The 23,147-nt window shown below is 65.5% G+C and carries 22 protein-coding genes and 1 pseudogene; 10 read left to right on the forward strand and 13 right to left on the reverse strand.

The features are described 5' to 3' along the window. The first annotated feature begins 240 nt into the window (after positions 1–240). Positions 241–537, forward strand: a complete 297-nt coding sequence (locus HLH29_RS20065; RefSeq protein ID WP_408871986.1) for a helix-turn-helix domain-containing protein — start codon at positions 241–243, stop codon at positions 535–537. Here HLH29_RS20065 and HLH29_RS16555 read toward each other — a convergent pair. Further along, positions 453–1,472, reverse strand: coding sequence for a LysR family transcriptional regulator (locus HLH29_RS16555; RefSeq protein WP_182968492.1), 1,020 nt, complete (start codon positions 1,470–1,472; stop codon positions 453–455). The two genes, HLH29_RS20065 and HLH29_RS16555, sit on opposite strands and share 85 nt — an antisense overlap. Between HLH29_RS16555 and HLH29_RS16560 the strand changes: the two genes are divergently transcribed. The 7 genes and pseudogenes from HLH29_RS16560 (at position 1,453) to HLH29_RS16590 (ending at position 8,154) form a co-directional block, all read left to right on the forward strand. Further along, positions 1,453–2,538 carry a D-2-hydroxyacid dehydrogenase family protein gene (locus tag HLH29_RS16560; RefSeq protein WP_338030273.1) on the forward strand — a complete coding sequence of 362 codons (1,086 nt, stop codon included), beginning with the start codon at positions 1,453–1,455 and terminating at the stop codon, positions 2,536–2,538. The two genes, HLH29_RS16555 and HLH29_RS16560, sit on opposite strands and share 20 nt — an antisense overlap. Positions 2,539–2,668: 130 nt before the next feature. Beyond that, positions 2,669–3,847: an MFS transporter gene (locus tag HLH29_RS16565; protein WP_182968493.1), complete on the forward strand. Its 1,179-nt coding sequence runs from the start codon at positions 2,669–2,671 to the stop codon at positions 3,845–3,847. Positions 3,848–3,939: 92 nt separating this feature from the next. After that, a complete protein-coding gene (locus tag HLH29_RS16570; RefSeq protein ID WP_182968494.1) occupies positions 3,940–4,785 on the forward strand; it encodes an MBL fold metallo-hydrolase in 846 nt (281 codons plus the stop codon). 170 nt (positions 4,786–4,955) lie between these two features. Beyond that, positions 4,956–5,672 (forward strand): annotated as a pseudogene (gene bdcA, locus HLH29_RS16575) (SDR family oxidoreductase). 44 nt (positions 5,673–5,716) lie between these two features. Continuing rightward, a complete protein-coding gene (locus HLH29_RS16580; protein ID WP_182968495.1) occupies positions 5,717–6,607 on the forward strand; it encodes an aldo/keto reductase in 891 nt (296 codons plus the stop codon). A gap of 42 nt (positions 6,608–6,649) precedes the next feature. Next, on the forward strand, positions 6,650–7,399 hold the full coding sequence (locus tag HLH29_RS16585; RefSeq protein WP_182968496.1) for an SDR family NAD(P)-dependent oxidoreductase: 750 nt from the start codon (positions 6,650–6,652) through the stop codon (positions 7,397–7,399). Positions 7,400–7,434: 35 nt separating this feature from the next. Continuing rightward, positions 7,435–8,154: an SDR family oxidoreductase gene (locus HLH29_RS16590; RefSeq protein ID WP_182968497.1), complete on the forward strand. Its 720-nt coding sequence runs from the start codon at positions 7,435–7,437 to the stop codon at positions 8,152–8,154. On the opposite strand, the gene HLH29_RS16595 is transcribed toward HLH29_RS16590, so the two are convergent. From HLH29_RS16595 to pdxH, 11 genes are all read right to left on the reverse strand, one after another. Next, entirely contained in the window at positions 8,126–9,121 is a 996-nt protein-coding gene (locus HLH29_RS16595; RefSeq protein ID WP_182968498.1) for a lysophospholipid acyltransferase family protein, read from the reverse strand. The genes HLH29_RS16590 and HLH29_RS16595 overlap by 29 nt on opposite strands. Then, positions 9,118–10,101, reverse strand: coding sequence for a tetraacyldisaccharide 4'-kinase (lpxK, locus tag HLH29_RS16600; RefSeq protein WP_182968499.1), 984 nt, complete (start codon positions 10,099–10,101; stop codon positions 9,118–9,120). Before lpxK ends, HLH29_RS16595 begins: the two co-directional genes overlap by 4 nt. Then, positions 10,101–12,062 carry a glycosyltransferase N-terminal domain-containing protein gene (locus HLH29_RS16605; RefSeq protein WP_182968500.1) on the reverse strand — a complete coding sequence of 654 codons (1,962 nt, stop codon included), beginning with the start codon at positions 12,060–12,062 and terminating at the stop codon, positions 10,101–10,103. The genes lpxK and HLH29_RS16605 overlap by 1 nt, the downstream gene beginning before the upstream one ends. A gap of 201 nt (positions 12,063–12,263) precedes the next feature. Next, positions 12,264–12,770, reverse strand: a complete 507-nt coding sequence (locus HLH29_RS16610; protein WP_182968501.1) for a DUF934 domain-containing protein — start codon at positions 12,768–12,770, stop codon at positions 12,264–12,266. Then, positions 12,757–14,451 carry a nitrite/sulfite reductase gene (locus HLH29_RS16615; protein ID WP_182968502.1) on the reverse strand — a complete coding sequence of 565 codons (1,695 nt, stop codon included), beginning with the start codon at positions 14,449–14,451 and terminating at the stop codon, positions 12,757–12,759. Before HLH29_RS16615 ends, HLH29_RS16610 begins: the two co-directional genes overlap by 14 nt. Further along, positions 14,444–14,782, reverse strand: coding sequence for a DUF2849 domain-containing protein (locus HLH29_RS16620; protein WP_182968503.1), 339 nt, complete (start codon positions 14,780–14,782; stop codon positions 14,444–14,446). Before HLH29_RS16620 ends, HLH29_RS16615 begins: the two co-directional genes overlap by 8 nt. A gap of 148 nt (positions 14,783–14,930) precedes the next feature. Beyond that, entirely contained in the window at positions 14,931–16,808 is a 1,878-nt protein-coding gene (cysC, locus tag HLH29_RS16625; protein WP_182968504.1) for an adenylyl-sulfate kinase, read from the reverse strand. A gap of 26 nt (positions 16,809–16,834) precedes the next feature. Next, on the reverse strand, positions 16,835–17,629 hold the full coding sequence (cysD, locus tag HLH29_RS16630) for a sulfate adenylyltransferase subunit CysD (RefSeq protein ID WP_182968505.1): 795 nt from the start codon (positions 17,627–17,629) through the stop codon (positions 16,835–16,837). A gap of 57 nt (positions 17,630–17,686) precedes the next feature. Next, positions 17,687–18,370 (reverse strand): phosphoadenylyl-sulfate reductase, encoded by a 684-nt coding sequence (locus HLH29_RS16635; RefSeq protein ID WP_182968506.1) that lies wholly within the window; start codon positions 18,368–18,370, stop codon positions 17,687–17,689. A gap of 303 nt (positions 18,371–18,673) precedes the next feature. Beyond that, positions 18,674–19,558 (reverse strand): universal stress protein, encoded by an 885-nt coding sequence (locus HLH29_RS16640; protein WP_182968507.1) that lies wholly within the window; start codon positions 19,556–19,558, stop codon positions 18,674–18,676. 42 nt (positions 19,559–19,600) lie between these two features. Then, the gene (gene pdxH, locus HLH29_RS16645) at positions 19,601–20,209 is read right to left on the reverse strand and encodes a pyridoxamine 5'-phosphate oxidase (protein ID WP_182968508.1); all 609 of its coding nucleotides are present in this window, start codon (positions 20,207–20,209) and stop codon (positions 19,601–19,603) included. Positions 20,210–20,379: 170 nt separating this feature from the next. Between pdxH and fabI the strand changes: the two genes are divergently transcribed. Both fabI and aroC read left to right on the forward strand, forming a co-directional pair. Further along, entirely contained in the window at positions 20,380–21,219 is an 840-nt protein-coding gene (gene fabI / locus HLH29_RS16650) for an enoyl-ACP reductase FabI (RefSeq protein WP_182968509.1), read from the forward strand. A gap of 201 nt (positions 21,220–21,420) precedes the next feature. Beyond that, on the forward strand, positions 21,421–22,506 hold the full coding sequence (gene aroC, locus HLH29_RS16655) for a chorismate synthase (protein ID WP_182968510.1): 1,086 nt from the start codon (positions 21,421–21,423) through the stop codon (positions 22,504–22,506). A gap of 49 nt (positions 22,507–22,555) precedes the next feature. Here aroC and HLH29_RS16660 read toward each other — a convergent pair whose 3' ends face one another. Continuing rightward, entirely contained in the window at positions 22,556–22,987 is a 432-nt protein-coding gene (locus HLH29_RS16660) for an OsmC family protein (protein WP_182968511.1), read from the reverse strand. Positions 22,988–23,147 lie beyond the last annotated feature (160 nt).

Here is a 23,147-nt window from a genome sequence, read left to right on the forward strand (position 1 = left end):
CGCCCGCCAGGCAAAAATACGACGCAGTCAGCTTGCAGGACAAACACATGCACAAGAAAACTTATTCGAAACAGTCATATAGACAGATGGGTGTTGTGAAGCAGGATTGTACAATGCCGTCGGGCCCCACACCAGCCTCAATGGCATGACGCCGGAGGCTTTCGCCCAACACGCCGGCAAGGCATACAACAACCTACAGACCCTAACTCAGAACTGAGGGCACGTTGGGGGCAGGGTCACTTGCAAAGCAAGGAAGTTGCCGCACGTTTGGGCATGCATGAACACACGGTCGGCAAGTGGCGACGGCGGTTCGTCGAGAGTGGCGTTGAAGGTCTGACCGACGAATACGCGCCACGATGTCAGCCAGTCAAAAATATCTGCATTACCCAATTCAGAAGCGTCGGCGGAAGCGTCGCTATCTTCCTCCCGCAGCTTGTCCCTGCGGCTCGAAGTTATAATAACTGCATAGTCAGGCTGGCGCTTCGAAAAGCGCTGTCGTCCTGCGCTTCGTGTCCTCCCTTGTCGATACTGACCTGACAGCCGGAAGCCGTTAACGCGCCTGCCGCGACCTCAATAAAGAAGTGCCGAAACCAGGCCAGGCGTCTGTCCGCGTGATCAACCCGACGATAGAGCATCGAGATCGGCTCCACAGGCAGTTTCAGTGGCGGTGCACATACCTGGAGGCCATAGAGGCGCGCCATGCACCGGGCGACCGTCTCCGGGACGGTCGCGACGGCCGGGACGGCCTGGAGCACCGGCGCAACCGCCGCGAAGCGCGAGACACTGGCGACGATCTCGCGGCGCAGCCCCAGATTGTCGAGCAAGGCATCTATGCCCGTTGTCACATTTCCTTCTGACGACACCACGACATGCTGCGCCTGCGAGTAATCAGCCAGACTCAAGGGTGTCGCCACGCGGACTTGTTCAGGGTCATAGAGGCACAGCAGGTGTTGATCGAACAGAAACTCGCGCATGTGCCAAGACGCGGGCTCATCGTGAACTGCAACGCTGAAGTCATAAGCGCCATTTTCGAGGAACTGCACGGAATCCCGTTTCGTCGAGGCGACCGCGACGACGCGTGCGCGAGGCGCCGCCTTACGAAGGCGCGCCGTCAACGCACCGAAGAACGCCATCTCCAGATTATCGCACATTCCGATACGAAATTCGCCACACCATGTCGCCGGGTCAAAGGCTTCGGGCGCGCGAACGGCGCGTTCGATATTGGCGAGCGCATCCTCGATCGCCGGGGCAATCTCGAGCGCTCGTGGGGTTGGCTGCAATCCGCGCCCGACACGCACGAACAGTTCGTCTCCAAGCGCGTCCCGCATTCGTCGGAGCGCGCTCGAAAGACCAGGCTGACCGATCAGGAGCCGCTCGGCGGCGCGGCTGACGTTCTGCTCCTCCATCAGCACCGAGAAAGCGTGCAGGAGATTGAGGTCGAGGTTCCGGAGCGTGACGTCTCTTATCTTCATGAGAGATAGTTACCATTCTTACTATCAATTTGCAAATATATACCGACCGATCCATATTTTTCGGTGGAAAGCCTATGTTCAGGCAATCATGCGTGGGCGAGATCGGATTGCGATAATGACTCGAATTGCAGTGCTGGATGATTATCAGAGCGTGGCCCTTCAAAGCGCCGATTGGTCGGCTGTTCAAGCGCGAGCGGAAGTGGTCGTATTTGAGGATCATCTGGAGAATTCCGAGGCATTGATCGAACGGCTTCTGCCTTTCGACGCAGTGTGCGTGATGCGCGAGCGCACGCCGCTCACTGCGGAAATTCTGGAACGTCTACCCAATCTCAAATTCATCGGTTCCAATGCCTCACATAATGCGTCCATCGCCCTTGCCGCAGCAACGAAGCGCGGCATCGTCGTCAGCTTCACCGGCGGACGGGGGAATGGTGCGCCGGAACTGACCTGGACGCTGATTCTTGCCGCTGCACGCAATATGCAGGCGGAAACGGAATCCTTCCGGTCAGGCGGGTGGCAGACTGGTCTGGGTTCCGATCTCGAAGGGGCAACCCTTGGCATCATGGGGCTGGGGAAAATCGGCTCTCGCATGGCTGCCGTTGGCTGCGCCTTCGGTATGAAGGTCATCGCCTGGAGCGAGAACCTGACTGCCGAGACAGCGCAGGCGGCTGGCGCGACGCTGGTCGACAAAGCGACGCTACTTAGGGAGGCGGATTGGCTCACGCTTCATCTGGTCCTCTCCGAACGTAGTAGAGGCATCATAGGCGTCGAGGAATTGCGCCAGATGAAGCCAACCGCATGGCTTGTGAACACATCGCGCGGCCCCTTGGTCGATGAAGAGGCGCTCATCGACGCGCTTGCTCGTCGTGTCATCGCTGGGGCGGCGCTCGATGTCTACGATACCGAACCGCTGCCGCCGAACCATAAGCTACGCCGCCTCGACAACGTCGTGGCGACCCCGCATGTCGGTTTCGTCACCAAAGGCACCTACGAGGCGTTCTATGGCGAGACTGTGGAAAATCTTCTGGCGTGGATGGACGGTTCTCCAATCCGCGTCATGACCTGACCTCGCAGTTTCCTAACTCACGCACTCCCATCTCGCTCATGTTCACGCTCTTTGCTGGGTGGAAAGGAATGGTCATGCTTTCATTTTGCGTGATGCTTCGATTGCGGCATATCATCGGCAAGGCCATCCGATGACAGTCACGCGCACTGGCTCTCCATCTGCGCTGTCGCATTCCAATCAGCTCGGCCGTGGCCTGGTTGCGACCATGTCGGTCGCAACCGGCCTTGCTGCCGCCAGTCAATATTACAACCAGCCTGTGCTTGGGCTGATTGGTGACGGCTTCGCCGTCGGCGCCCATGTCAGCATCGTCGCGACAGCAACCCAGATTGGCTACGCGCTGGGGCTGCTTCTTCTGGTTCCGCTCGGCGATCGGGTCGATCGACGCCGGTTGATATTGCTGCAGTGCCTGGGCCTGACTCTCACGATGCTCGCCGCAAGCGCGGCTACTGAACTGAGCGCTCTCACGGTAGCCTCGGTGATGATTGGCGTCTTTGCGACGATCGCCCAGCAGATCCTTCCATTCGCCGCAGAACTCGCCCCGGCCGACGAACGCGAACGCGTGCTGGGAACGATTACAAGCGGATTACTGATTGGCGTTCTTCTGGCGCGCACCCTGAGTGGCTTTGTCGGCGCCTGGCTTGGTTGGAGGGCGGTGTTCGCAGTGGGCGCCGTCATCGCCGCATTGATGTTCGCAGGACTGGCCGCCCAGTTGCCGCGCAGTCGCCCGGAAACAAGCGAGCCCTACACGCAATTGCTGCTCTCTCTGCTTCGCGCGGCGCGGAATTCCCGCGTACTCCGACGCGCCACATTGACACAGAGCCTGCTGTTTTTTGGTTTCAGCGCATTTTGGACAATTCTGGCGCTGTTGCTGCAAGGGCCACGTTTCAATCTGGGAAGTGGTATCGCGGGACTGTTTGGCGCCCCGGCATTGCTTGGCGTCATCCTTGCTCCGCCCGCCATCAGAATCGCGGGGAAGAACGCTGTCCCTGTGGGTGTTGCGCTGGTCATTCTGAGCTTCATCAACATGGGTTTCCTAGCGAATCTCATCAGCATAGGCGTCGGCGTCGTCCTGCTGGTCGCCGGACTTCAGATCGCGCTGATCAGCAATCAGTCCCGCGTGTTCGCCGTCGCTGGCGCCGCGCGCGGCCGCTTCAATACCGTGTTCATGGCGACGCAATTCACCTTCGGCGCCGCAGGTTCAGCGGCGGCAAGCATTGCCTGGGAGGCCAGCGGATGGTCCGCCGTCATGATCATGGCCGCCGTGTCGGCAGCATTGGCGCTTCTCATGCAGATCGGGTCGCGTGCCTGATACCCCGCTTACCACTCAAGCCAACTTCCTTCACATGTCTGTTCCGACTCTCGAAGTCGCCATCTATGAACTGCGCAATCACGGAAAAAAAGATGATAGACAACATTCAGATCGGCGATTTTACATTCGCAACGCTGTTGGATGGCGTTTTTCCCTGCGGGCCGGAACTGATCCAGGCTGCCGCCTCCACGGAGGGAGAGCAGCTTTTTCTGGGCGCAGGTCTGCCTCCGATCGGACCATCTCCCGAACCGATCAATGCTTTTGTGCTGAAACGCGGAAACCGGCTCTGGTTGATTGACGCAGGGTGTGGCCGTCAGCTTGGGCCGGATTTTGGGAAGACGCACGCGGCCCTGGAAGCCTTGGGTTATAAAGCAGAGGACGTCGAGGCGATCGTCCTCACCCATCTGCATGAGGATCATATCGGCGGCCTGTTGACCGATGATGGCGCGGCCGCGTTCCCGAACGCCCGGATCATCGTGGTCAGTGAAGAGTTGGCGTTCTGGACTGACCCGACGTCACCAGCCAAAAATCCGGACGAAGCCCAAGCCAAGTTCGACGTGGTACAATCAGCGCTCAAGCCTTATGAGGGAAAAATAGAAAGCGTGCCTGCAGACTCCGCCATCGAGCCCGGGGTGCGGTTCGTTGCGCTCTTTGGTCATTCGCCGGGTCATTGCGGGGTCTTGATCGAGGGTGGAGGGCAGAAACTGCTCATGTGGGGTGACATTGCTCATTCAACGCTGTTGCAACTCGCCTATCCCCACTGGAGCATCGTGTTCGACTTCGACGAGGGTATGGCCGCCACCACCCGCAGGAAACTTCTGGCGCAGCTTGCCAAGGAAGATACGCTGATCGCCGGATCGCATGTTCGAGGCATCGGCAGAATCCGCAGCAAGGAAGACGGATATGTTCTGCAATTGATAGAGCCTGGCATCGCTTGATCTCAGGGCGTTCTGCTTCTGTCGGGTATCGGTCAATCCATATGTTATTGACTTATTGTTGCGCTCAGAGTTATTGATTGATCGATACATGGGTTGGTGCAAAATGCAGGCTCGCCATTATTGGCAACCGGATCGTACGCCTTTCATCCCGTTCCCAATGAGGTCCTCTAGTGACTGATCCCGACGGCAAATCAATCCTCGTAATTGGCGGTAGCCGTGGTATCGGGGCCGCTATCGTGCATCGCTTCGTTGCGGACGGCGCACAGGTTACCTTTACCTACGTCTCATCCCGCGTTGCCGCTGAGACATTGACCACCGAGACGGGCAGCAAAGCCCTGCAGGCGGACAGCGCCGACCGGGACGCCCTTATTGAGCTTATCACCGCACACGGTCCTTATCGATGTGTTGGTCGTCAATTCCGGGCTCCTTGGAGCAGGCGATCCGCTGGAAGTGGCGCCAGACGATATCGACCCGCCTGTTTCGTATCAACATTCACGCTCCCTACCACGCGGCCGTCGCTGCCGCCCGGCATATGCCGGACGGTGGTCGCATCATCTTCATTGGCTCGACGAATGCTGACCGCACGCCGATGAGCGGCCTCGCCGCCTATGGCGCCAGCAAGGCTGGCTCGAAAGGGAATGGCCAAAGGATTGGCGCGTGATTTCGGGGCGCGCGGCATCACCGTGAATGTCGTTCAGCCTGGACCGACCGATACTGACATGAACCCTTCGGACGGCCCTCTGAAAGACGTGATGCACAGCTTCATGGCGATCAAGCGCCACGCCACCGGCGCAGAGATCGCAGGTCTGGTGGCTTATCTCGCGGGCCCCGAGGCCAGCATCATAACAGGCGCCGCATACAGCATCGATGGCGGTTTTGCTGCGTGACTTCTTATTATTGGCGCAACAATTTTCTCAACTGGACGTAAAGCATGACCAATCCATCCAATAGCGCCGTAAAGTTCGGCACATTCAAGATAGGCGACGATATCGAGATCAATCGTCTCGGTTATGGAGCGATGCAGATCACCGGAAAGGGTATCTGGGGATCACCTGCCGACCCAGAGGAAGCTATTCGAACACTAAAGCGCGTTCCAGAGCTGGGCATCAACTTCATCGATACAGCTGACTCCTACGGACCAGACATTTCGGAGTGGTTGATCAAGGATGCGCTACATCCTTATGCCAAGGGCCTCGTCATCGCGACGAAGGGCGGATTGACCCGTAGCGGTCCCGATATCTGGCAACCGGTTGGACGACCGGAGTACCTCATCCAGCAGGTGCACAAGAGTTTGCGCAATCTGGGCGTCGAACAGATCGATCTTTGGCAATTGCACCGCATTGATCCCAAAGTTCCCGCTGATGAACAATTTGACGCCATCAAATCGATGATCGGTGACAAGCTCATCCGTAATGCCGGCCTGAGCGAAGTCTCTGTGCCTGACATCAAGGCGGCGTCGAAGTTCTTTGACGTCGTTACTGTTCAGAACAGGTATAATCTGATTGATCGCACGAACGAGTCGGTCCTCGATTATTGCACAGAGCAGGGCATCGGATTTATCCCATGGTTCCCGCTTGCCGCAGGCGATCTTGCAAGACCGGGCTCATTGCTTGACGCCATTGCTGCGAAATACGGCGCCACGCCGAGCCAAATCGCGCTGTCCTGGGTGCTGAAGCGCAGTCCCGTCATGCTGCCGATTCCCGGAACGTCCAAAGTCACGCATCTCGAACAAAATGTCGCCACAGCTAATATCGTACTGTCGGATGCGGATTTCGCTGCGCTCGACAGTGAAGGCCTGAAGGCATTCGAGGCTGCCGCCTGATATGTAGCGCTTCCCACCAAACCGATTACAGGAGCAGCAGAGATGACAGGTCGTTCAACTGACAAGGTTGCCATTGTTACGGGTGGATCACGAGGAATCGGTCGCGCGATCTGCCTTCGTCTGGCGCAGGAAGGCTGGTCCGTCGCAGTGGGTTATGTAACGCAGAAAGAGGCCGCCGACGAGGTTGTCGAGACGATACAGGCGTCAGGCGGACGAGCGGCGGCCATTCAGTCCGATATCGGCGATCCAGACGCGATCCCGCAACTGTTCGACCGTGCGGCCGAGGCGCTCGGCCCGCTCGGCCTCTTCGTCGCCAACGCCGGTATGACTGGAGATGCGATCCGCATTGACGAACAGACGCCTGAGAAACTTCGGCGACTGATCGATGTCAATCTGCTTGGCGCGATGCTGGGGGCTGGCGAAGCCGTCCGGCGTCTTTCGACCCGTCACGGCGGTGCGGGCGGCGCCATTATCCTGCTGTCGTCCGTGTCGGCGCGGCTCGGCGGGCTCTCGGGGCAAGTGGCCTACGCCACTACGAAGGGTGCAATCGAGACGTTCACCCGCGGCCTCGCCAATGAGGTTGGACCCGAAGGCATTCGTGTCGTCGCAGTGGCTCCAGGGCTGACGGCTACTGACATGCTGCCTGATGGCGCAGAGGCTATTGCACGGACGAGCGTGCCTCTGCGCCGGGTCGGGGAGGCGTCGGAAGTGGCGGAAGCAGTCGCCTGGGCTGCGTCGTCCGCTGCTTCCTATGTGACGGGCACGACAATCACAGTGTCCGGTGGACGTTAGATTCTCAACATTCGGCAAACAGGACGGTGACAAGAATGAGTCTGAAAGACAAGCGAGTTGTCGTGCTCGGCGGTACGTCTGGTATCGGTTTTGCGGTCGCCGCCGCAGCGGCGCGCGAGGGCGCGAGGGTGGTCATCGGATCGAGCCGCAGGCAGCGAGTTGACGCCGCCCTGTCAGAGCTGCCGGACGGCAGCGAAGGTCATGTCGTCGACTTGACTGATCACGGAGCGGTCGAGCGGTTTTTTAACGAACTGGGTGCGTACGATCATCTGGTTTACACCGCAGGTGAGCCCCTCTTGCTTCGCAGCCTCGCCACGATTGATCTGTCTGAGGCAAGGCGATTCTTTGAAACCCGTTACTGGGGCGCTTATGCGGCTGCCAAATTCGGAAGCGCAGGCGTCAGGCCGGGCGGATCAATCGTGTTGACGTCCGGAACCGCGAGCCAACGACCTGGCCCCGGTTGGTCGGCTGTCGCAGGTGCGCTGGCCGCAATGGAAGGACTATGTCGCGCTCTAGCGATAGAGCTTGCGCCTATCCGAGTGAACGTTGTCACGCCGGGCCTCGTCCGAACTGAGCTCTGGCGAGAGATGGATGAACTCGAACGCGACCAACTCTACAAAGGCGCATCCGAGAATCTGCTGGTCCGCCATGTCGGTGAGGTGCATGAGATCGCGCAAACCTATATATATCTCATGAATCAAACCTATGTCACCGGACAGACTATGATCACGGATGGCGGCGCCTCACTGGTGTGACGCGCCAACGACGGGTCGCTACCTCACAGTTAGGGGGGAGGGATTTCGGCCAGCGACGGTGCAGCCACAGCCAGGTGCCGGGGCGGGCGCGGACCCAGTGTTCCAGCCGGTCGTTGACCGCCTGCGTCAGGGCCAGGATGTCGGCCTGCCGGTCGCCGCTGTCGGGCAGGTCCAGCTTGGGTTCGACATGGATGCGCAGGCGGGCCGGGCCCAGCCGTTCGACATAGCCGGGGATGACGGGGCAGCGATAGCGCAGGGCCATGGCGGCCAGGGCCGGGGCGGTCATGGCCGGGAGGCCGAACAGCCGGGCCTCGATCCCGTCATTCATCTTTTGGTCCACCAGCATGCCCAGGCGGCCGCCCCGGGCGATATGGGCCAGCGCGCCGCGTGCGCCGCGTGCACCCTTGGTGAACATGGGTACCGGTTCGCCCCCCGTTGCCTTGTTCATGGCCGCCTCGCGCAGGGTGCGGATCATGTCGTCGACCAGCGGATTGCCGGCGGCGCGGTAGAACGAGGCGAAGGGCAGCCCGTGGCGGGCCACGCCGGGGGGCAGCATTTCCCAGTTGCCGATATGGCCGGACATGAAGATCACCGGGCCGTCGCATGCCACCTGTTCGGCCAGATGCTCGGCACCGACGACATCCCAGCCGGGGCCGGAGGCCGGATTTTCCGGCAGGGCGGCGAGATGCGGAAACTCGCCCACCGTGCGGCCCAGATTGTCCCAGACCGCGCGGATGACCGCCCGGCGGGCTGGGGCGTCGAGTTCCGGCATGGCCAGCCGCAGGTTGGCGTCGGCCACGCGCGAGACCGGCAGGAGCGGGCCGATGGCGCGGCAGAGCGCGCCGCCGGCATTCGAGGCCCGCACCGGACCCAGGCGGCGCAGCAGGGCCAGGGCGGCGCGTGCGGCGAAGGCTTCGATCCGCATCAGGCGGGTGATGGGGCGGGTTTCGTCGCGGGGCTGGGTCATCGGGGGGCGCTTTCCAGCCATTGGTCCAGCAGGCGTTCCGGTGCGGCGGGGTCGGCCCATGAGAGGCCGACGCCGACGGTGCGGATCCGGGCTCGGAATGCCTGGGGCAGGCGGGCTGCGTCCTTTGGGGTGGTCAGCAGTGCCGCGCCGTGGGTCGCGGCCAGCGCCAGCAGGCGCTTCAGGTCGCGGGGCGTGTAGGGGTGATGGTCGGCGAAGGGGACGCAGGCTGCCGGCGTGATGCCCTGGGCGCGCAACCCGTCGAAGAATTTCTCGGGCCGGCCGATGCCGGCGAAGGCGATGGCCGGCTGGCCGGCCAGCAGCGGGGTGGCGTCCTGCATGGCCAGGTCGGCGCGCAGGACCGGCAGGTGGCCCGGCAGGCGGGCGAGGGCGCGGGTGCGGTCGTCGCCGATCAGGATGGCGGCGTGGGCGCGGGCGGCGCCGGTCGCGACCGGTTCGCGCAGCGGGCCGGCGGGGATGACGCGGCCGTTGCCGAAGCCGCTGGCACCGTCGATGACCAGCAGCTTCATGTCCTGGTGGAGGCCGGGATTCTGGAACCCGTCATCCATCACCAGGCAATCCGCGCCCTCGGCGATCGCGGCCCGGGCGCCGGCGGCGCGATCGGCCGAGACATGGGTGGGGGCGAGGGACGCCAGCAGCAGGGCCTCGTCCCCGACATCGGCGGCGGTGTGGCGGGTGGGATCGACCCGCAGCAGGCCGGCGCGGCGGCGGCCATAGCCACGCGTGAGCACATGCACCTGCCGGCCGCGTGCGACCAGCCGTGCCACCAGATCGAGCGCCAATGTCGTCTTGCCCGCGCCGCCGGCTGTCAGGTTGCCGCAGCACAGGACCGGGATGGGCGCATGCCAGCCCGGCTGGCGGACTCGCCGGGCGGTGGCGTGGGCGTAGAGGGTGGCGGCGGGGGCCAGAAACCGGGCCGGCCAGTCGCCATCGCTATCGGACCAGAAGCGGGGCGCGCGCATCAGCGTGCGTCCATCAGGGCCAGCAGGCGCGTGGCCAGACGGGTGGGGAGGGTGGAATCGGCGCGGGTGGCGGCCTCTGCCCGGTGTCCGGCTTCGGCGCGGCGGGCGGGGTCGGCCAGCATGATGTGGATCCATTCGGCCAGCGCGCCGGCGTCGGGCACCACGCGTACCGCGTCTCCCAGCCGGGCGAAGGCGTCGAGGAAATTTTCCGTCAGGGGGCCGGTGGCCAGGGCAGTGCCGAAGCGGGCGGGTTCCAGCGGGTTGTGGCCGCCGCGCCGGCCGGGGCCGGGCAGGCTGTTGCCGATGAAGACGATCGGCACGACGCGATAGAACAGGCCGAGTTCGCCCAGTGTGTCGCAGATCCAGAAGCTGTCGTTCGGGCCGGGTTCCTGACCGGCCGCGCGGCGGGGGGCGTTGCCCAAAGTTTCGGCAATGGCCGGGCCGCGTTCGGGGTGGCGGGGGACGATGATGGTCAGCAGGTCGGGATGGCGCGCGCGGAGCTGCCGGGCGGCGTCGGCCACCTGCTCTTCCTCGCCCTCATGGGTTGCGGCGGCCAGCCAGACCGGGCGGTCGGCCAGCAGGGTGCGTAGTTGGTCGATCGTGTCCGGGTCGGCCGGCAGGGGTGGGGCGGCGTTCTTCAGGTCACCCGGTATGTCGATCCGCGTGGCGCCCAGTGCCCGGAGGCGGGCGGCGTCGAGGTCCGAGCGGGCGGCGATCCACGTGAAACGGCCCAGCATGCGGTCGGCCAGGCCGGGCAGGCGGCTCCACCCGGCGCGCGCGCGGTCGGACAGGCGGGCATTCAGCAGGGCCAGCGGGATGCCCGCGCGGTGGCAGGCCTCGATCAGGTTGGGCCAGAGTTCGCTTTCGGTCAGCGCGACGGCGTGGGGGCGCCAGTGGCGGAGGAAGCGGCCGATCCAGCGGGGGACATCCAGCGGCACGAACTGGTGGATCACTCGCGCGCCCTCCGCCGTGCCGGCCAGTCGCTGCTCCAGCAGGTTGGCGGCGGTGACGGTGGCGGTGGTGACCAGCACGTGCAGGTCGGGCGCGCGGGCCAGCAGCTCCGTGATCACGGGCAGGATCGACAGGGTTTCGCCCACGCTGGCGGCATGCAGCCAGACCAGCCTGCCGGCTGGACGGGGGCGGGCGGTCAGGCCCATGCGCTCGCGCTGGCGCCCGCGCACTTCCTTGCCCCGTGCCAGGCGGCGGTGCAGCAGCAGGGTCAGGGCCGGGGCGAGCAGGGTGGCCAGGCCGGCCCATACATGTTGGATTGCGCACGCGCGGGTGGGGGTGGCGGCGTGCATGGCGGCGTCGAGCGCGGTGGCGAGGTGGGCGGGGGCGGTGTCCTGATCCTCGCGGGTGACGGCGATCGGTGCGCCGCAGACGATCCGGCCGCGCCCGAAGGGCAGGGGGATCATCATGCGGTCCCAGCCGCCCAGCCGCCAGCTTGCGCACCAGCCGCCCACCGGTACGATCGGCGCGCCGGACAGGCGGGCCAGGCCGATGACCCCCTGTTCGACCTGCCGGCGTGGGCCCCGCGGGCCGTCGGGGGTGATGACGATCGGGTCGCCGCCCCGGATCAGGGCCAGCAGCTGGCGCAGTGCCGCCGCCCCGCCCTTGTCCTTGCCCTTGCGGTCGGTGGAACCGGCGATGGTGCCGGCGCCCCATGGTGCGATGATGTCGGCGATCAGCCGGCCGTCGCGGTTGCGGCTGATCAGGACATGGGGCCGGAGTGTCGGATTGCGGGCGGTGGACCACCAGAGCAGCGCCGGGGTCAGGGCCAGCGCTTCATGCCAGAACGCGACCAGAACGGAGTGTTCACCCTGCCCGGTCAGCAGCGGATAGGCGTCGGGGTGGATGTCGAACGTCCAGCGCGTGGTGCCGATCGCCAGCCGCAGATAGGAGCGCAGCAGGCCGATCGCCGCCGCGCGGGCCGCGCCCGTCGCCGTCAGGCGTTTCAGCATGGCGCGTCGTGTCATGGGTTCGGCGGTAGCATGCGCGACTGTTGGGCGGAAGGGGTGCGCGGGGGATGAGCGTTTCTTCTTTTTCTGAAGAAAAAGAAGCAAAAAGACTTTGATTCGTTCAGGAGCCTTGTGCCGGGGGCACACGATGTCCCTGAACGAAGAGAAGTTTTTTGGTTCTTTTTTCAAAAAAGAACAGAGAGATCAGAGCACTCGGCGCAATGTCGCGCCTTCGGCGCGCTCGCCCAGCACCGAGGGCTGGTAGGCGGTGCGGAAGCGTGTGTGGGCGCGGGCCCAGACTTCCGGATCGCTGCCGGGAGGCAGGTCGACGGTCGAGACGCCGCAGCGGAGCAGGAACTCGTACTGGTCGGGCAGGGGCTTGCCGGTGGCGCGGATTTCGCCGGTGAAGTGCAGGTGTTCGCGCAGGGCGCGGGCCTGGCTGAAGGCGCGGCCGTCGCGGAAGATCGGGAAGGTGACGGCCACCAGCGACAGGCGGGGCAGGACGGTGCGCAGCGTGTCGATTTCCGTGTCCTGCGGGATCGCGACGCCCAGTTTCTCGCCGGGCGCGCGGGCTAGCCCTTCTTCCAGCCGGGAGAGCGGCACGATGACCGGGCCGGTGGCGGGGAGGGGGGATTCGGCGTCGAGGGTGGTCCAGGCGTCGGGGACGAGCCGTCCGTTTTCAAGCAGTGGCCCATTTTCATGCAGTGGCATAGACGGCATCCTTGAACAGGGCGGCGCCCAGGCGCCGGTAGGTATCCAGGAAGCGCTCGCCCCCGGTGCGGTGGACCAGATAGGCATCGACCAGGCGGGCGATGGCGTCCACGGTCGCGTCCTCGGGCAGGGCTGGGCCGAGGATCTGGCCGACCGAGGCGTCGCTGCCTGGCGAGCCGCCCAGCGTGAGCTGGAAATATTCCTCGCCCTTCTTGTCCACGCCCAGGATGCCGATATGGCCGGCATGGTGGTGGCCGCAGGCATTGATGCAGCCCGAGATCTTGATCTCGATCGGGCCGATCGTCTCCTGCAGTTCGGGGCTGGCGAAGCGGGCGCTGAGCTTCTGGGCGATCGGGATCGAGCGCGCATTGGCCAGCGAGCAGTAATCGAGCCCCGGGCAGGCGATGATGTCGCCGATCAGGCCGATATTGGCCGCGGCGAGGTCGGCCCCGCGCAGGGCCTGCCAGACGGCATAAAGTTCGTCCTGCCGCACATGGCCCAGCACGAGGTTCTGCATGTGGGTGACGCGGATTTCGCCGAACGCGTAGCGGTCGGCGAGGTCGGCGATGAGGTCCATCTGCGCTGACGTGGCGTCGCCGGGGATGCCGCCGGCGGGCTTGAGCGAGATGACGGCCGAGATGTAGCCGGGCGCGCGGTGCGGATGCGTGTTGGTGCGGACCCAGCGGTCGAAGGCCGGGTCGGCGCGGCGGGCGCGGTCGAACTGGGCGGCCGCATCGTCGGGCGCATGCAGGTCGGGCGTGCCGAAGCGGGCGCGGATGGCGGCGACGGTTTCGGGCGGCAGGCGGTAGCGGGCGCGGTTCATGGCTGCGAATTCGGCATCGACGCGGGCGCGGTAGCCTTCGGTGCCCAGCGCCTGGACCAGGATCTTGATCCGCGCCTTGTAGATGTTATCGCGGCGGCCGTACTCGTTATAGACGCGGACCATGGCCTCCAGATAGGCCAGCAGGTCTTCTTCCGGCAGGTCGTCGCGCAGATGCACGCCGACGATGGGGGTGCGGCCCATGCCGCCGCCCACGAAGACGTCGAACTGCGTGCCGCCGTCCGGCGCCGGCTTGGCGACCAGGCCGATATCGTGGAAGCGGGCGGCCACGCGGTCGTTCGGGCTGCCGCTGATCGCGATCTTGAACTTGCGCGGCAGGAAGGTGAATTCCGGGTGCAGGGTGGACCATTGCCGCAGGATTTCGGCATGGACGCGCGGATCGACCAGTTCGTCCTTTGCGGCGCCCGCGAACTGGTCGCAGGTCACGTTGCGGATGCAATTGCCGCTGGTCTGGATGGCGTGCATGTCGACATCGGCCAGGCGGGCCAGGATGTCGGGCGTGTCTTCCAGCTTGATCCAGTTGAACTGGAGATTCTGGCGAGTGGTGAAATGGCCGTAATCGCGGTCGTAGGTGCGGGCGATATGGGCCAGTTCGCGCAGCTGGCGGGAATCCAGCACGCCATAGGGAACGGCGATGCGCAGCATGTAGGCGTGGAGCTGCAGATACAGGCCGTTCATCAGGCGCAGGGGCTTGAACTCGTCCTCGGACAGGGTGCCGGCGATGCGGCGGGCCACCTGGTCGCGGAACTGCTCGACCCGGTCGGCCAGGAAGGCGCGGTCGACCTGATCGTAGCCGTAATGCCCGACGGGCAGCGCGGGTGCTGGGATGGTGTCAGGCATGGGCTTCGAGCTCGGCTGCGGGCGTGAAATCGGGATGGACGGTGGGGCCGAAGGCGCGGATGCGCTCGCGCACCGTCACGGGAGTCGGCGTTGCGGCCTCGGGATCCACCTGCACGCCATAGACGCCGACCAGCCCGTCGGCCTGCTGGCGGCCGGCGGCGTGGGCGATCGCGGCCTCGATCTCATCATTGGGGATGATCCCGGCGTCGTCGATCAGCGTCGACCATGTGCCCTCTTCCACCTGCCAGACGATGCGCCCGTCCAGCAGCCGGTTGGCGGTGATCACGCTTGAACCGCCCGCCTCGCGGCGGTTGTTCCTGACATCGCTCACTGGTCAGTCCTCTTTTACCCGATCCGGCCGGTGCCGACAGGATGTCGCCCTGTTCTACAGGGTCATTAGGGGTTTCGTGGGGCCAATACAAGAGGAATGCACGATTATTAATCGTGCATTACACTCTTCGTATGGGGCCGCCCTCCGGCTAGGAGCGGCGGCGGGTGCCCTCGGCCAGCACGACGCTGTCGGCCACGTAGGCGGCCAGACGATCCGCGACCTCGCCCACGCTGCCCGTGCCGGTGGGCAGGTGCAGGTCGGGGCTGGCGGGGGTGTCGTACGGGGCGTCGATCCCGGTGAAGCCGGTGATGCGGCCGGCGCGGGCGGCCTGGTACAGGCCCTTGGGGTCGCGGGCCTCGCAGGTCGCCTGGTCGGCATCGACGAAGATTTCGTGGAAGCCTTCGCCCACCACCTGGCGCGCCAGCTCGCGGTCGGCGGCGCGCGGCGAGATCAGCGCCACCAGCACCACCTGGCCGGTTTCGGCCAGGATGCGGGCGACGGCGGCGGCGCGGCGCACATTCTCGGTGCGGTCGGCCTCGGAGAAGCCCAGATCGGCGCACAGGCCGGCGCGCAGCGTGTCGCCGTCCAGCACCGAGACGTCGATCTTCTGCCCGAACAGGCGGGATTCCGCCGCGCGGGCGATGGTGCTCTTGCCGGCGCCGGGCAGGCCGGTCATCCAGAATACGCCGCCGCGATGGCCGCGTGCCTGTGCGCGGTCCCACAGCGAGACGGTGCTGTCGGTGGGGTGGATGGCCTTGGTGCCGCTGGCGATGTCTGCCGGGCCGATCAGCGGCGCGCCGCCGACGATGCGCTGGTGACGGTCGACCAGGACGCCGCGCCCGTCGGTGGTGCCGGGGGTGAAGGCGTCGAACAGGATGCTTTCCGACGCCGCCAGGGTGATCTCGGCGAAGCCTTCGGGCGGGACGTGATCGGAGGCGTGTTCCGTCAGATCGTCCAGCCGCACCACGGAGTCGATGGAGGCGATTGTGACCTGATGCTCGGCGGTGGCCAGGCGCAGGCGGAAGCTTTCGCCCACGCGCAGCGGCTCCTGGCGCAGCCAGAACAGGCGCGAGCGGATGCGCGCGGTGCGGATCGGCGCTTCTTCCGGCCGATGCAGCAGGTCGCCGCGATCGGGGATCACGTCCGGTTCCAGCGTGATGGCGACCGACTGGCCGGCCACGGCGGAGATCTGCGGCGCGGTGTGCCAGCTTTCGATCGAGGCGACGCGGGCGGTGGTGCCGTGGGTGCCGATGACCAGCGTGTCGCCGACCGTGATGCGGCCGCGCTCGATGCGGCCGGCGACCACGCGCTTGCTGTCGAAGCGATAGACATCCTGCACCGGCAGGCGCAGCGGCAGGTCGGCGCGGCCGGCGGGCGAGGGCACCAGGGCCAGGGCCTCGGTCAGGGTCGGGCCCTTGTACCATGCCATCTGCGGCGAGCGGGAGGCGATATTGTCGCCCTCGCGCGCCGAGGCGGGGATGAACAGGCTGGGTTCGATTTCGAGCTGCTTCAGCAGTTCGGCGACCGACTGTTCGGAGGCGGCGATCTTCTGCTCGTCATAGTCCAGCAGATCCACCTTGTTCATCAGCACGATGACGTGGCGGATGCCGATCAGGCGCAGCAGCATGGCATGGCGGCGTGTCTGTTCCTGTGCGCCCTCGGCGGCGTCGACCACCAGCACGGCGGCTTCGGCATCGGCGGCGCCGGTGATCATGTTGCGCAGGAACTGGCGGTGGCCCGGCGCATCGACGATCACGAACTGCCGGTTGCCCAGCAGGAACGGGATGCGGGTGGAATCGACGGTGACGCCCTGGTCGCGCTCGATCTGCAGGCTGTCGAGCAGGAAGCTCCATTCCACCTTCAGCCCGCGCTTGCGGCTGGATTCGATGATCTGCGCCACCCGGCCTTCGGGCAGGTTGTCGGTGTCATGCAGCAGGCGGCCGATCAGGGTGGATTTGCCGTGATCGACATGGCCGACGATGACGATGGGAGTGGCCGCGTCCTGGCGGAGGATATCGTTGCTCATGGTGTGTCTCGATCCGTCCGCTGGGTTCACAGATAGCCGGCGACGCGCAGCCGCTCGAACGCATCTTCCGATTCATGGTCCATGGCGCGGCCGGCGCGCTCGGACGTGCGAGTGGTCTGCAGTTCGGCGATCACTTCGGCCACCGTCGCGGCGTCGCTCTCGATCGGGCTGGTGATGTCCTGGTCGCCCAGCGAGCGGTAGCGCTTGCCGTTCCTGGAGAAATACAGGTCGACCAGCGGGATGCCCTCGCGCTCGATATAGCGCCAGATGTCGATCTCGCGCCAGGACAGCAGCGGGTGGACGCGGATATGCACGCCCTCTTCATGCGGGGTGGCGTACTGGTCCCAGAATTCGGGGGGCTGGTTGCGGACGTCCCATTTATGGCTCGACCCGCGCGGGCTGAAGACGCGTTCCTTGGCGCGGGTGGCCTGCTCGTCGCGGCGGATGCCGGCGATGACGCCTTCCAGCTTGTATTTCTCGATCATCGTCGCCAGCCCTGCGGTCTTGCGCGCGGCGGAGCGCGCGGCCGGGGGCAGGGTCGGGTCGATCTCTTCGACCGGCGGGCAGTCGCCCAGCAGCAGTTCAAGCTCCCACTTGCGGGTATATTCGTCGCGGAAGCGGTACATCTCGGGGAATTTCTTGCCGGTATCGACATGCATCACCGGGAAGGGCACCCGGCCGAGGAACGCCTTGCGCGCCAGCCACACCATGACGTTGGAATCCTTGCCCAGCGACCACAGCATCGCCAGCGGCTTCAGCTTCCGGTACGCCTCGCGCAGGATGTAGATGCTCTGGGCTTCGAGTTGGTCGAGATCGTCCATGGTGGGCGCTACCTTGCAGGTTCGGCAGAAAAGGGTTCGGGGTCGTCGCGGCTGGGCTCAGACGTGGATGCCGCATTCGGTCTTGGCCATGCCGGCCCAGCGGCCGGCGCGAGGGTCCTCGCCCTCGCCGACCGGACGCGTGCAGGGCGCGCAGCCGATCGAGCGATAGCCCAGGTGGCTGAGCGGGTGGCGGGGCAGGTCGCGGCGCGTCATTTCCGCATCCAGTTCCGCCGCCGTCCAGCGTGCCAGGGGGTTGATCTTGAAGCGGCCATCCGCCTGGGGCTCGAGCACCGGCAGGTGGCTGCGCGTGGCAGCCTGGCCGCGCTTGCGGCCGGTGATCCAGGCGTCGAAGGGGATGATCGCCTCGTCCAGCGGCTCGACCTTGCGCAGGGCGCAGCAGGCATCGGGGTCGAAGGCCCAGAGCTGGCCCTGCGGGTCGCGGGCTGCGATCTGCGCCGGGTCGGGGTGGATGTTGCGCACGCCGGTCAGGCCCAGCCGTTCGATGAGCTGGTCACGATAGGCCAGCGTCTCGGGGAAATGCTGGCCGGTTTCCAGGAACAGCACGGGGACCGACGGGTCGATCTCGGCCGCCAGGGCCAGCAGCACGGCGGATTCGGTGCCGAAGGAGGAGACGAGGCCGATCCGCCCATGCGGGATGCCGGTCAGCGCCGCGCGCAGGATCGCCGGCGCGTCTTCGCCGGCAGCTTGGATAGCATGGATGATCGTCGGCTCGATATGCACGGTGCAGACCCATATCCTCGGAGGCTGCTTGCAAAGTCACCCTGCCGGCGATCCGACGCGCATTTGCGGCACTTCGGTGCTCACGGCCATCAAGGCCGCTCCGCTCCGATGCTCAAAAATGCACGCCGGCCGTGCCGCCATGCGGCACTCTCGCTCGGCAGGCCGACTTTGCAAGCAGCCTCTCAATGCACGAGAGGTTATCGTGCTTTGAGGAGGGATCTAACCATTCTTCGATCGATATTCAAGTGAAATATACGTCTTATTGGCGTGGTATTTTTGGCATGGCACCTATGATGAGGAGGATCAGCGGCTCATCAGCACCGGGATTTCGGCATTCTCCAGAACATGGCGTGTGACACCGCCCAGGATCAATTGACGCAGGCGGGAGTGGGAATAGGCGCCCATGGCCAGCATGTCGGCACCGAAATCGCGGCAGGCCGCCAGCAGGCTGGCGCCCACCGTCTCGTCCGGGTCGCCGAATTCCACCAGGTCGGCGTGGATGCCGTGGATGGTCAGGTAGTCGGCGGCATCGCGGGCTTCGGGGCCCCGGCGCTGATAATCGCCGGAATAGAGGATGCGCACCGCCTCGGCCTCGGCCGCCCAGGGCAGGATGTGATGCAGGGCCGCCGTGGCTTCCGACGTGCCGTTCCAGGCGATGCAGATGCGCCGCCCGGCTGTGGTGGGGGCACGGCGGGGGGCGATGACGACCGGGCGGCCGCTGTCGAACAGGATGGCGTGCAGGGTCTCGGACGACGAGATTTCCTCGCCCGAATCCGGATGGGGGACCACGGTGACGTCGGACAGGCGGGCGCGGTAGGTCACGACCTCGTGCTCGCGGCCCATCATGGTGACGAGGCTGGCCGAGGCGCTGCCGATCGGGTTGCCGTGGAAGGGCGGGATGGCGTCGGTGACCGTCACGCCGTTATCGGTGGTGAACTGCGCGAACACCTCGCGCACGGCCAGCGCCCGGCGTGCGCCCTCGCGCTCGGCGGCGGACATCATGTCCTCGACCATCGCGCCGGACAGGCCCTCGCCGGCCAGGGGGGCGACGTCGCGGCTGTCGGCGCGCACATGCAGGGCGGCGATATGGCCGCCGAACTGCCGCGCGAAGAGCAGGCCGGTGGCCAGGGCGGCCTCGGCATTGGACGTCCCGTTCAGGGGTAGAAGGATTTTCTGTATATTCTTCAATGTTATTCTCCAGAATCCCAGGAACGTCGTCAGCGGGAAGGGTCAGGGGTAGAGGCGCGTCGTCTCCCACCCCGCATCCTTGCCCGTGCGGCGCCATACCGCCCGGTCGTGCAGTCGGTGCGCGCGGTTCTGCCAGAATTCGATCCGCTCCGGAATCAGGCGGAAGCCGGACCAGTCGGCCGGTCGCGGAATCGGCGTGCCTTCCGGATAGCGGGCCTCTTCCTCGGCCAGCCTCTGTTCGAACACTGCCCGGTCGGCCAGGGGGCGGGACTGGTCGGAGGCGATGGCGCCCAGCCGCGAGAGGCGCGAGCGGCTGGCGAAATAGGCGTCCGCTTCCTCGTTGGTGACGGGTTCGACCGGTCCCTCGATCCGGATCTGCCGCATCAGGCTCTTCCAGTGGAACAGCAGCGCGGCCTGCGGGTTTTCCAGCAATTCGCCGGCCTTGCGGCTTTCAAGGTTGGTATAGAAGACGAAGCCGCGCCGGTCGGCGCCCTTGAGCAGGATCATCCGCACCGAGGGCTTGCCGTCGGGCGTGGCGGTGGCCAGCGCCATGGCATTGGCATCGTTGGGTTCGGCGGCTTCGGCCGCGCGCATCCAGTGGGCGAACAGGGCGAAGGGATCGGACCCCAGGTCGATCAGTGGCGTGGTCATAGCGGTCGGTCCCATTCTGGCCGGGCGGGGGGTGGAAACATGGCCGGCATGCCACGCATTCGGTGAAACCGGGGCTGCTTCGCCGCTCGGATCTTGTCCGACGCGCGCGCTTGTGCAACCACGGCGCCATTCCGATCATGCCATATTCCATCCATTCCGAGGATTCTATCATGTCAGACGGCGCGTCCAAAGCCCCGGCCACCGGTACCCTGATGAAGGGCAAGCGCGGACTTGTGATGGGTGTGGCCAATGACCGCTCGATCGCCTGGGGCATTGCCAACGCCGTGGCGGCGCAGGGCGGCGAGCTGGCCTTTACCTATCAGGGCGAGGCGCTGGGCAAGCGCGTCCGTCCGCTGGCCGAGCGTGTGGGCTCGTCGCTGGTGCTGCCGTGCGATGTGTCGGACGACGCCGCGATGGACGAGGCCTTCGCCCGCATCGAGGAAGAGTGGGGCACGCTCGACTTCCTGGTCCATGCCATCGGCTGGGCGGACAAGCAGTTCCTGCGCGGGCGCTATGTGGACACGCCGCGCGATGCGTTCCTGACCGCGATGGACATTTCCTGCTACTCGTTCACCGCCGTTGCCCGCCGGGCGGCGCGGCTGATGACGAATGGCGGGTCGATGCTGACCCTGTCCTATCTCGGCGCCGAGAAGGTGATGCCGCATTACAATGTCATGGGCGTGGCCAAGGCGGCGCTGGAGGCCTCGGTGCGCTATATGGCGGCCGATCTGGGCCGGGACGGGATTCGCGTCAATGGTATCTCTGCCGGGCCGGTCATGACGCTGGCGGCCAACGGGATCGGCGATTTCCGCTATATCCTGAAATGGAACCAGTACAATGCGCCGCTGGAGCGCAATGTGGCGCTGGAGGAAGTCGGCGGGGCGGGGCTGTATATGCTCTCCGACCTGTCGGGCGGTGTGACCGGCGAGATCCATCATGTGGATTGCGGCTATAATATCGTGGGCATGAAGAACCCCACGGCGCCAGACATCAGCGTCGCCAGCGACTGAAAACCTGCCCGGAGATGCGCGCTGGTGGCGATCCGGCGCGCGTTTCCTGTGCTCCGATGCTCACGGCCATCAAGGCCGCTCCGCTTCGGTGCTCGGAAACACACGACGGGCGCGGCCCGTTGGGCCGCTCTCGCTCACCAGCCCACATCTCCGGGCAGGTTTTGCGGGCGGGTTGGGTGGTAGTGAAGGGATTATCGGGTCATGTCGGATAACAGTTTCGGGCATCTGTTCCGGGTGACGACCTGGGGGGAGAGTCATGGGCCGGCGATTGGCTGTGTGGTCGATGGCTGCCCGCCGCGCATCGCGCTGTCCGAGGCCGATATCCAGCCCTGGCTGGACCAGCGGCGGCCCGGCCAGTCGAAATTCACCACCCAGCGGCAGGAGCCCGATTCCGTCGAGATCCTGTCCGGTGTGTTCGAGGGACAGACGACCGGCACCCCGATCTCGCTGCTGATTCGCAATGTGGACCAGCGGTCGCGCGATTATGGCGATATCGCCGAGCGCTATCGGCCGGGCCATGCCGATGTGGCCTATGACCTGAAATATGGCATTCGCGACTATCGCGGCGGTGGGCGGTCTTCGGCCCGGGAGACCGCGATGCGGGTGGCGGCGGGTGCCGTGGCGCGGCAGGTGCTTGGCGCGGGCGTGCGCATTCGCGGCGCGCTGGTGAAGATCGGCACGCATGACGTCGACCGGGCGCGCTGGGACTGGGACGCGGTTGGGGACAATCCGTTCTTCTGCCCCGATCCGGAGATGGTGCCGGTGTGGGAAGAGTATCTGGGCGCCGTGCGCAAGGCCGGGTCTTCGGTCGGTGCGGTGGTCGAGATCGTGGCTGAGGGCGTGCCGCCGGGGCTGGGGGCGCCGATTTACGGCAAGCTCGATTCCGATCTGGCGATGGCGCTGATGAGCATCAATGCCGTGAAGGGGGTCGAGATCGGTGACGGGTTCGCTGCTGCTGCCCTGACCGGCGAGGAAAATGCCGACCCGATGCGGATGGAAGATGGGCGGCTGATCTTCGGCGCCAACCATGCGGGTGGTGTGCTGGGTGGGATTTCCACCGGCCAGCCTTTGGTGGCGCGGTTTGCGGTGAAGCCGACCAGTTCGATTCTCACGCCCGTTCCCTCGGTGACGCGGAGTGGGGAGAATGTCGAGGTCTCGACGCGCGGGCGGCATGATCCGTGCGTGGGGATTCGGGCTGTGCCGGTCGGTGAGGCGATGATGGCGTGTGTGCTGGCCGATCATCTGCTGCGTCACAGAGGACAGACCGGGCACGATCCGCGCGCCTGACCCAAAATGCGCGCTGGTGGCGATCAGGCGCTCACCAGCGCGTTTTTGGTCAGGCCTTCAGCGTCGCTTCCAGCGTGATTTCGGCCTTGAGCAGTTTGGAGATCGGGCAGCCGGCCTTGGCCTTGGCGGCGAGGTCCTGGAACTGTTCCTCGGTCGCGCCGGGGATGGTGGCCGTGAGGGTCAGGTGGGCGGCGGTGACCGCGAAGCCGTCGGGCTGCTTTTCCAGCGAGATGACCGATTTGGCGTCCAGCGCGGTGGCGGTGAGGCCGGCGCCGCCGAGGATGCCCGACAGGGCCATGGCGAAGCAGGCGGCATGGGATGCGCCGATCAGTTCCTCGGGGTTGGTGCCGGCCACGCCTTCGAAGCGGGTGTTGAAGCCGTAGGGCAGGGCGGACAATGCGCCGCTTTCGGTTGAAATGGTGCCCTTGCCGTCCTTCAGGCCGCCTTCCCAGTGGGCGGTGCCGAATTTCTTGATGGTCATGGCGTCGGTTCCTTCGATGGTTGGCGGAGTGCCCGACCATAACGCGGTGCCGCGTGGGAGGGACCTGCCGGAGCGCACACGATCCGGTGAAAGAGGCTGCTGCAAAAGCCCCGCTGGCGGCGGCCTGACGGCGGTTTCCTGCGCTTCGGTGCTCTCGGCC

It is taken from the genome of Gluconacetobacter tumulicola (assembly GCF_014174215.1).
Taxonomy (GTDB): domain Bacteria; phylum Pseudomonadota; class Alphaproteobacteria; order Acetobacterales; family Acetobacteraceae; genus Gluconacetobacter; species Gluconacetobacter tumulicola.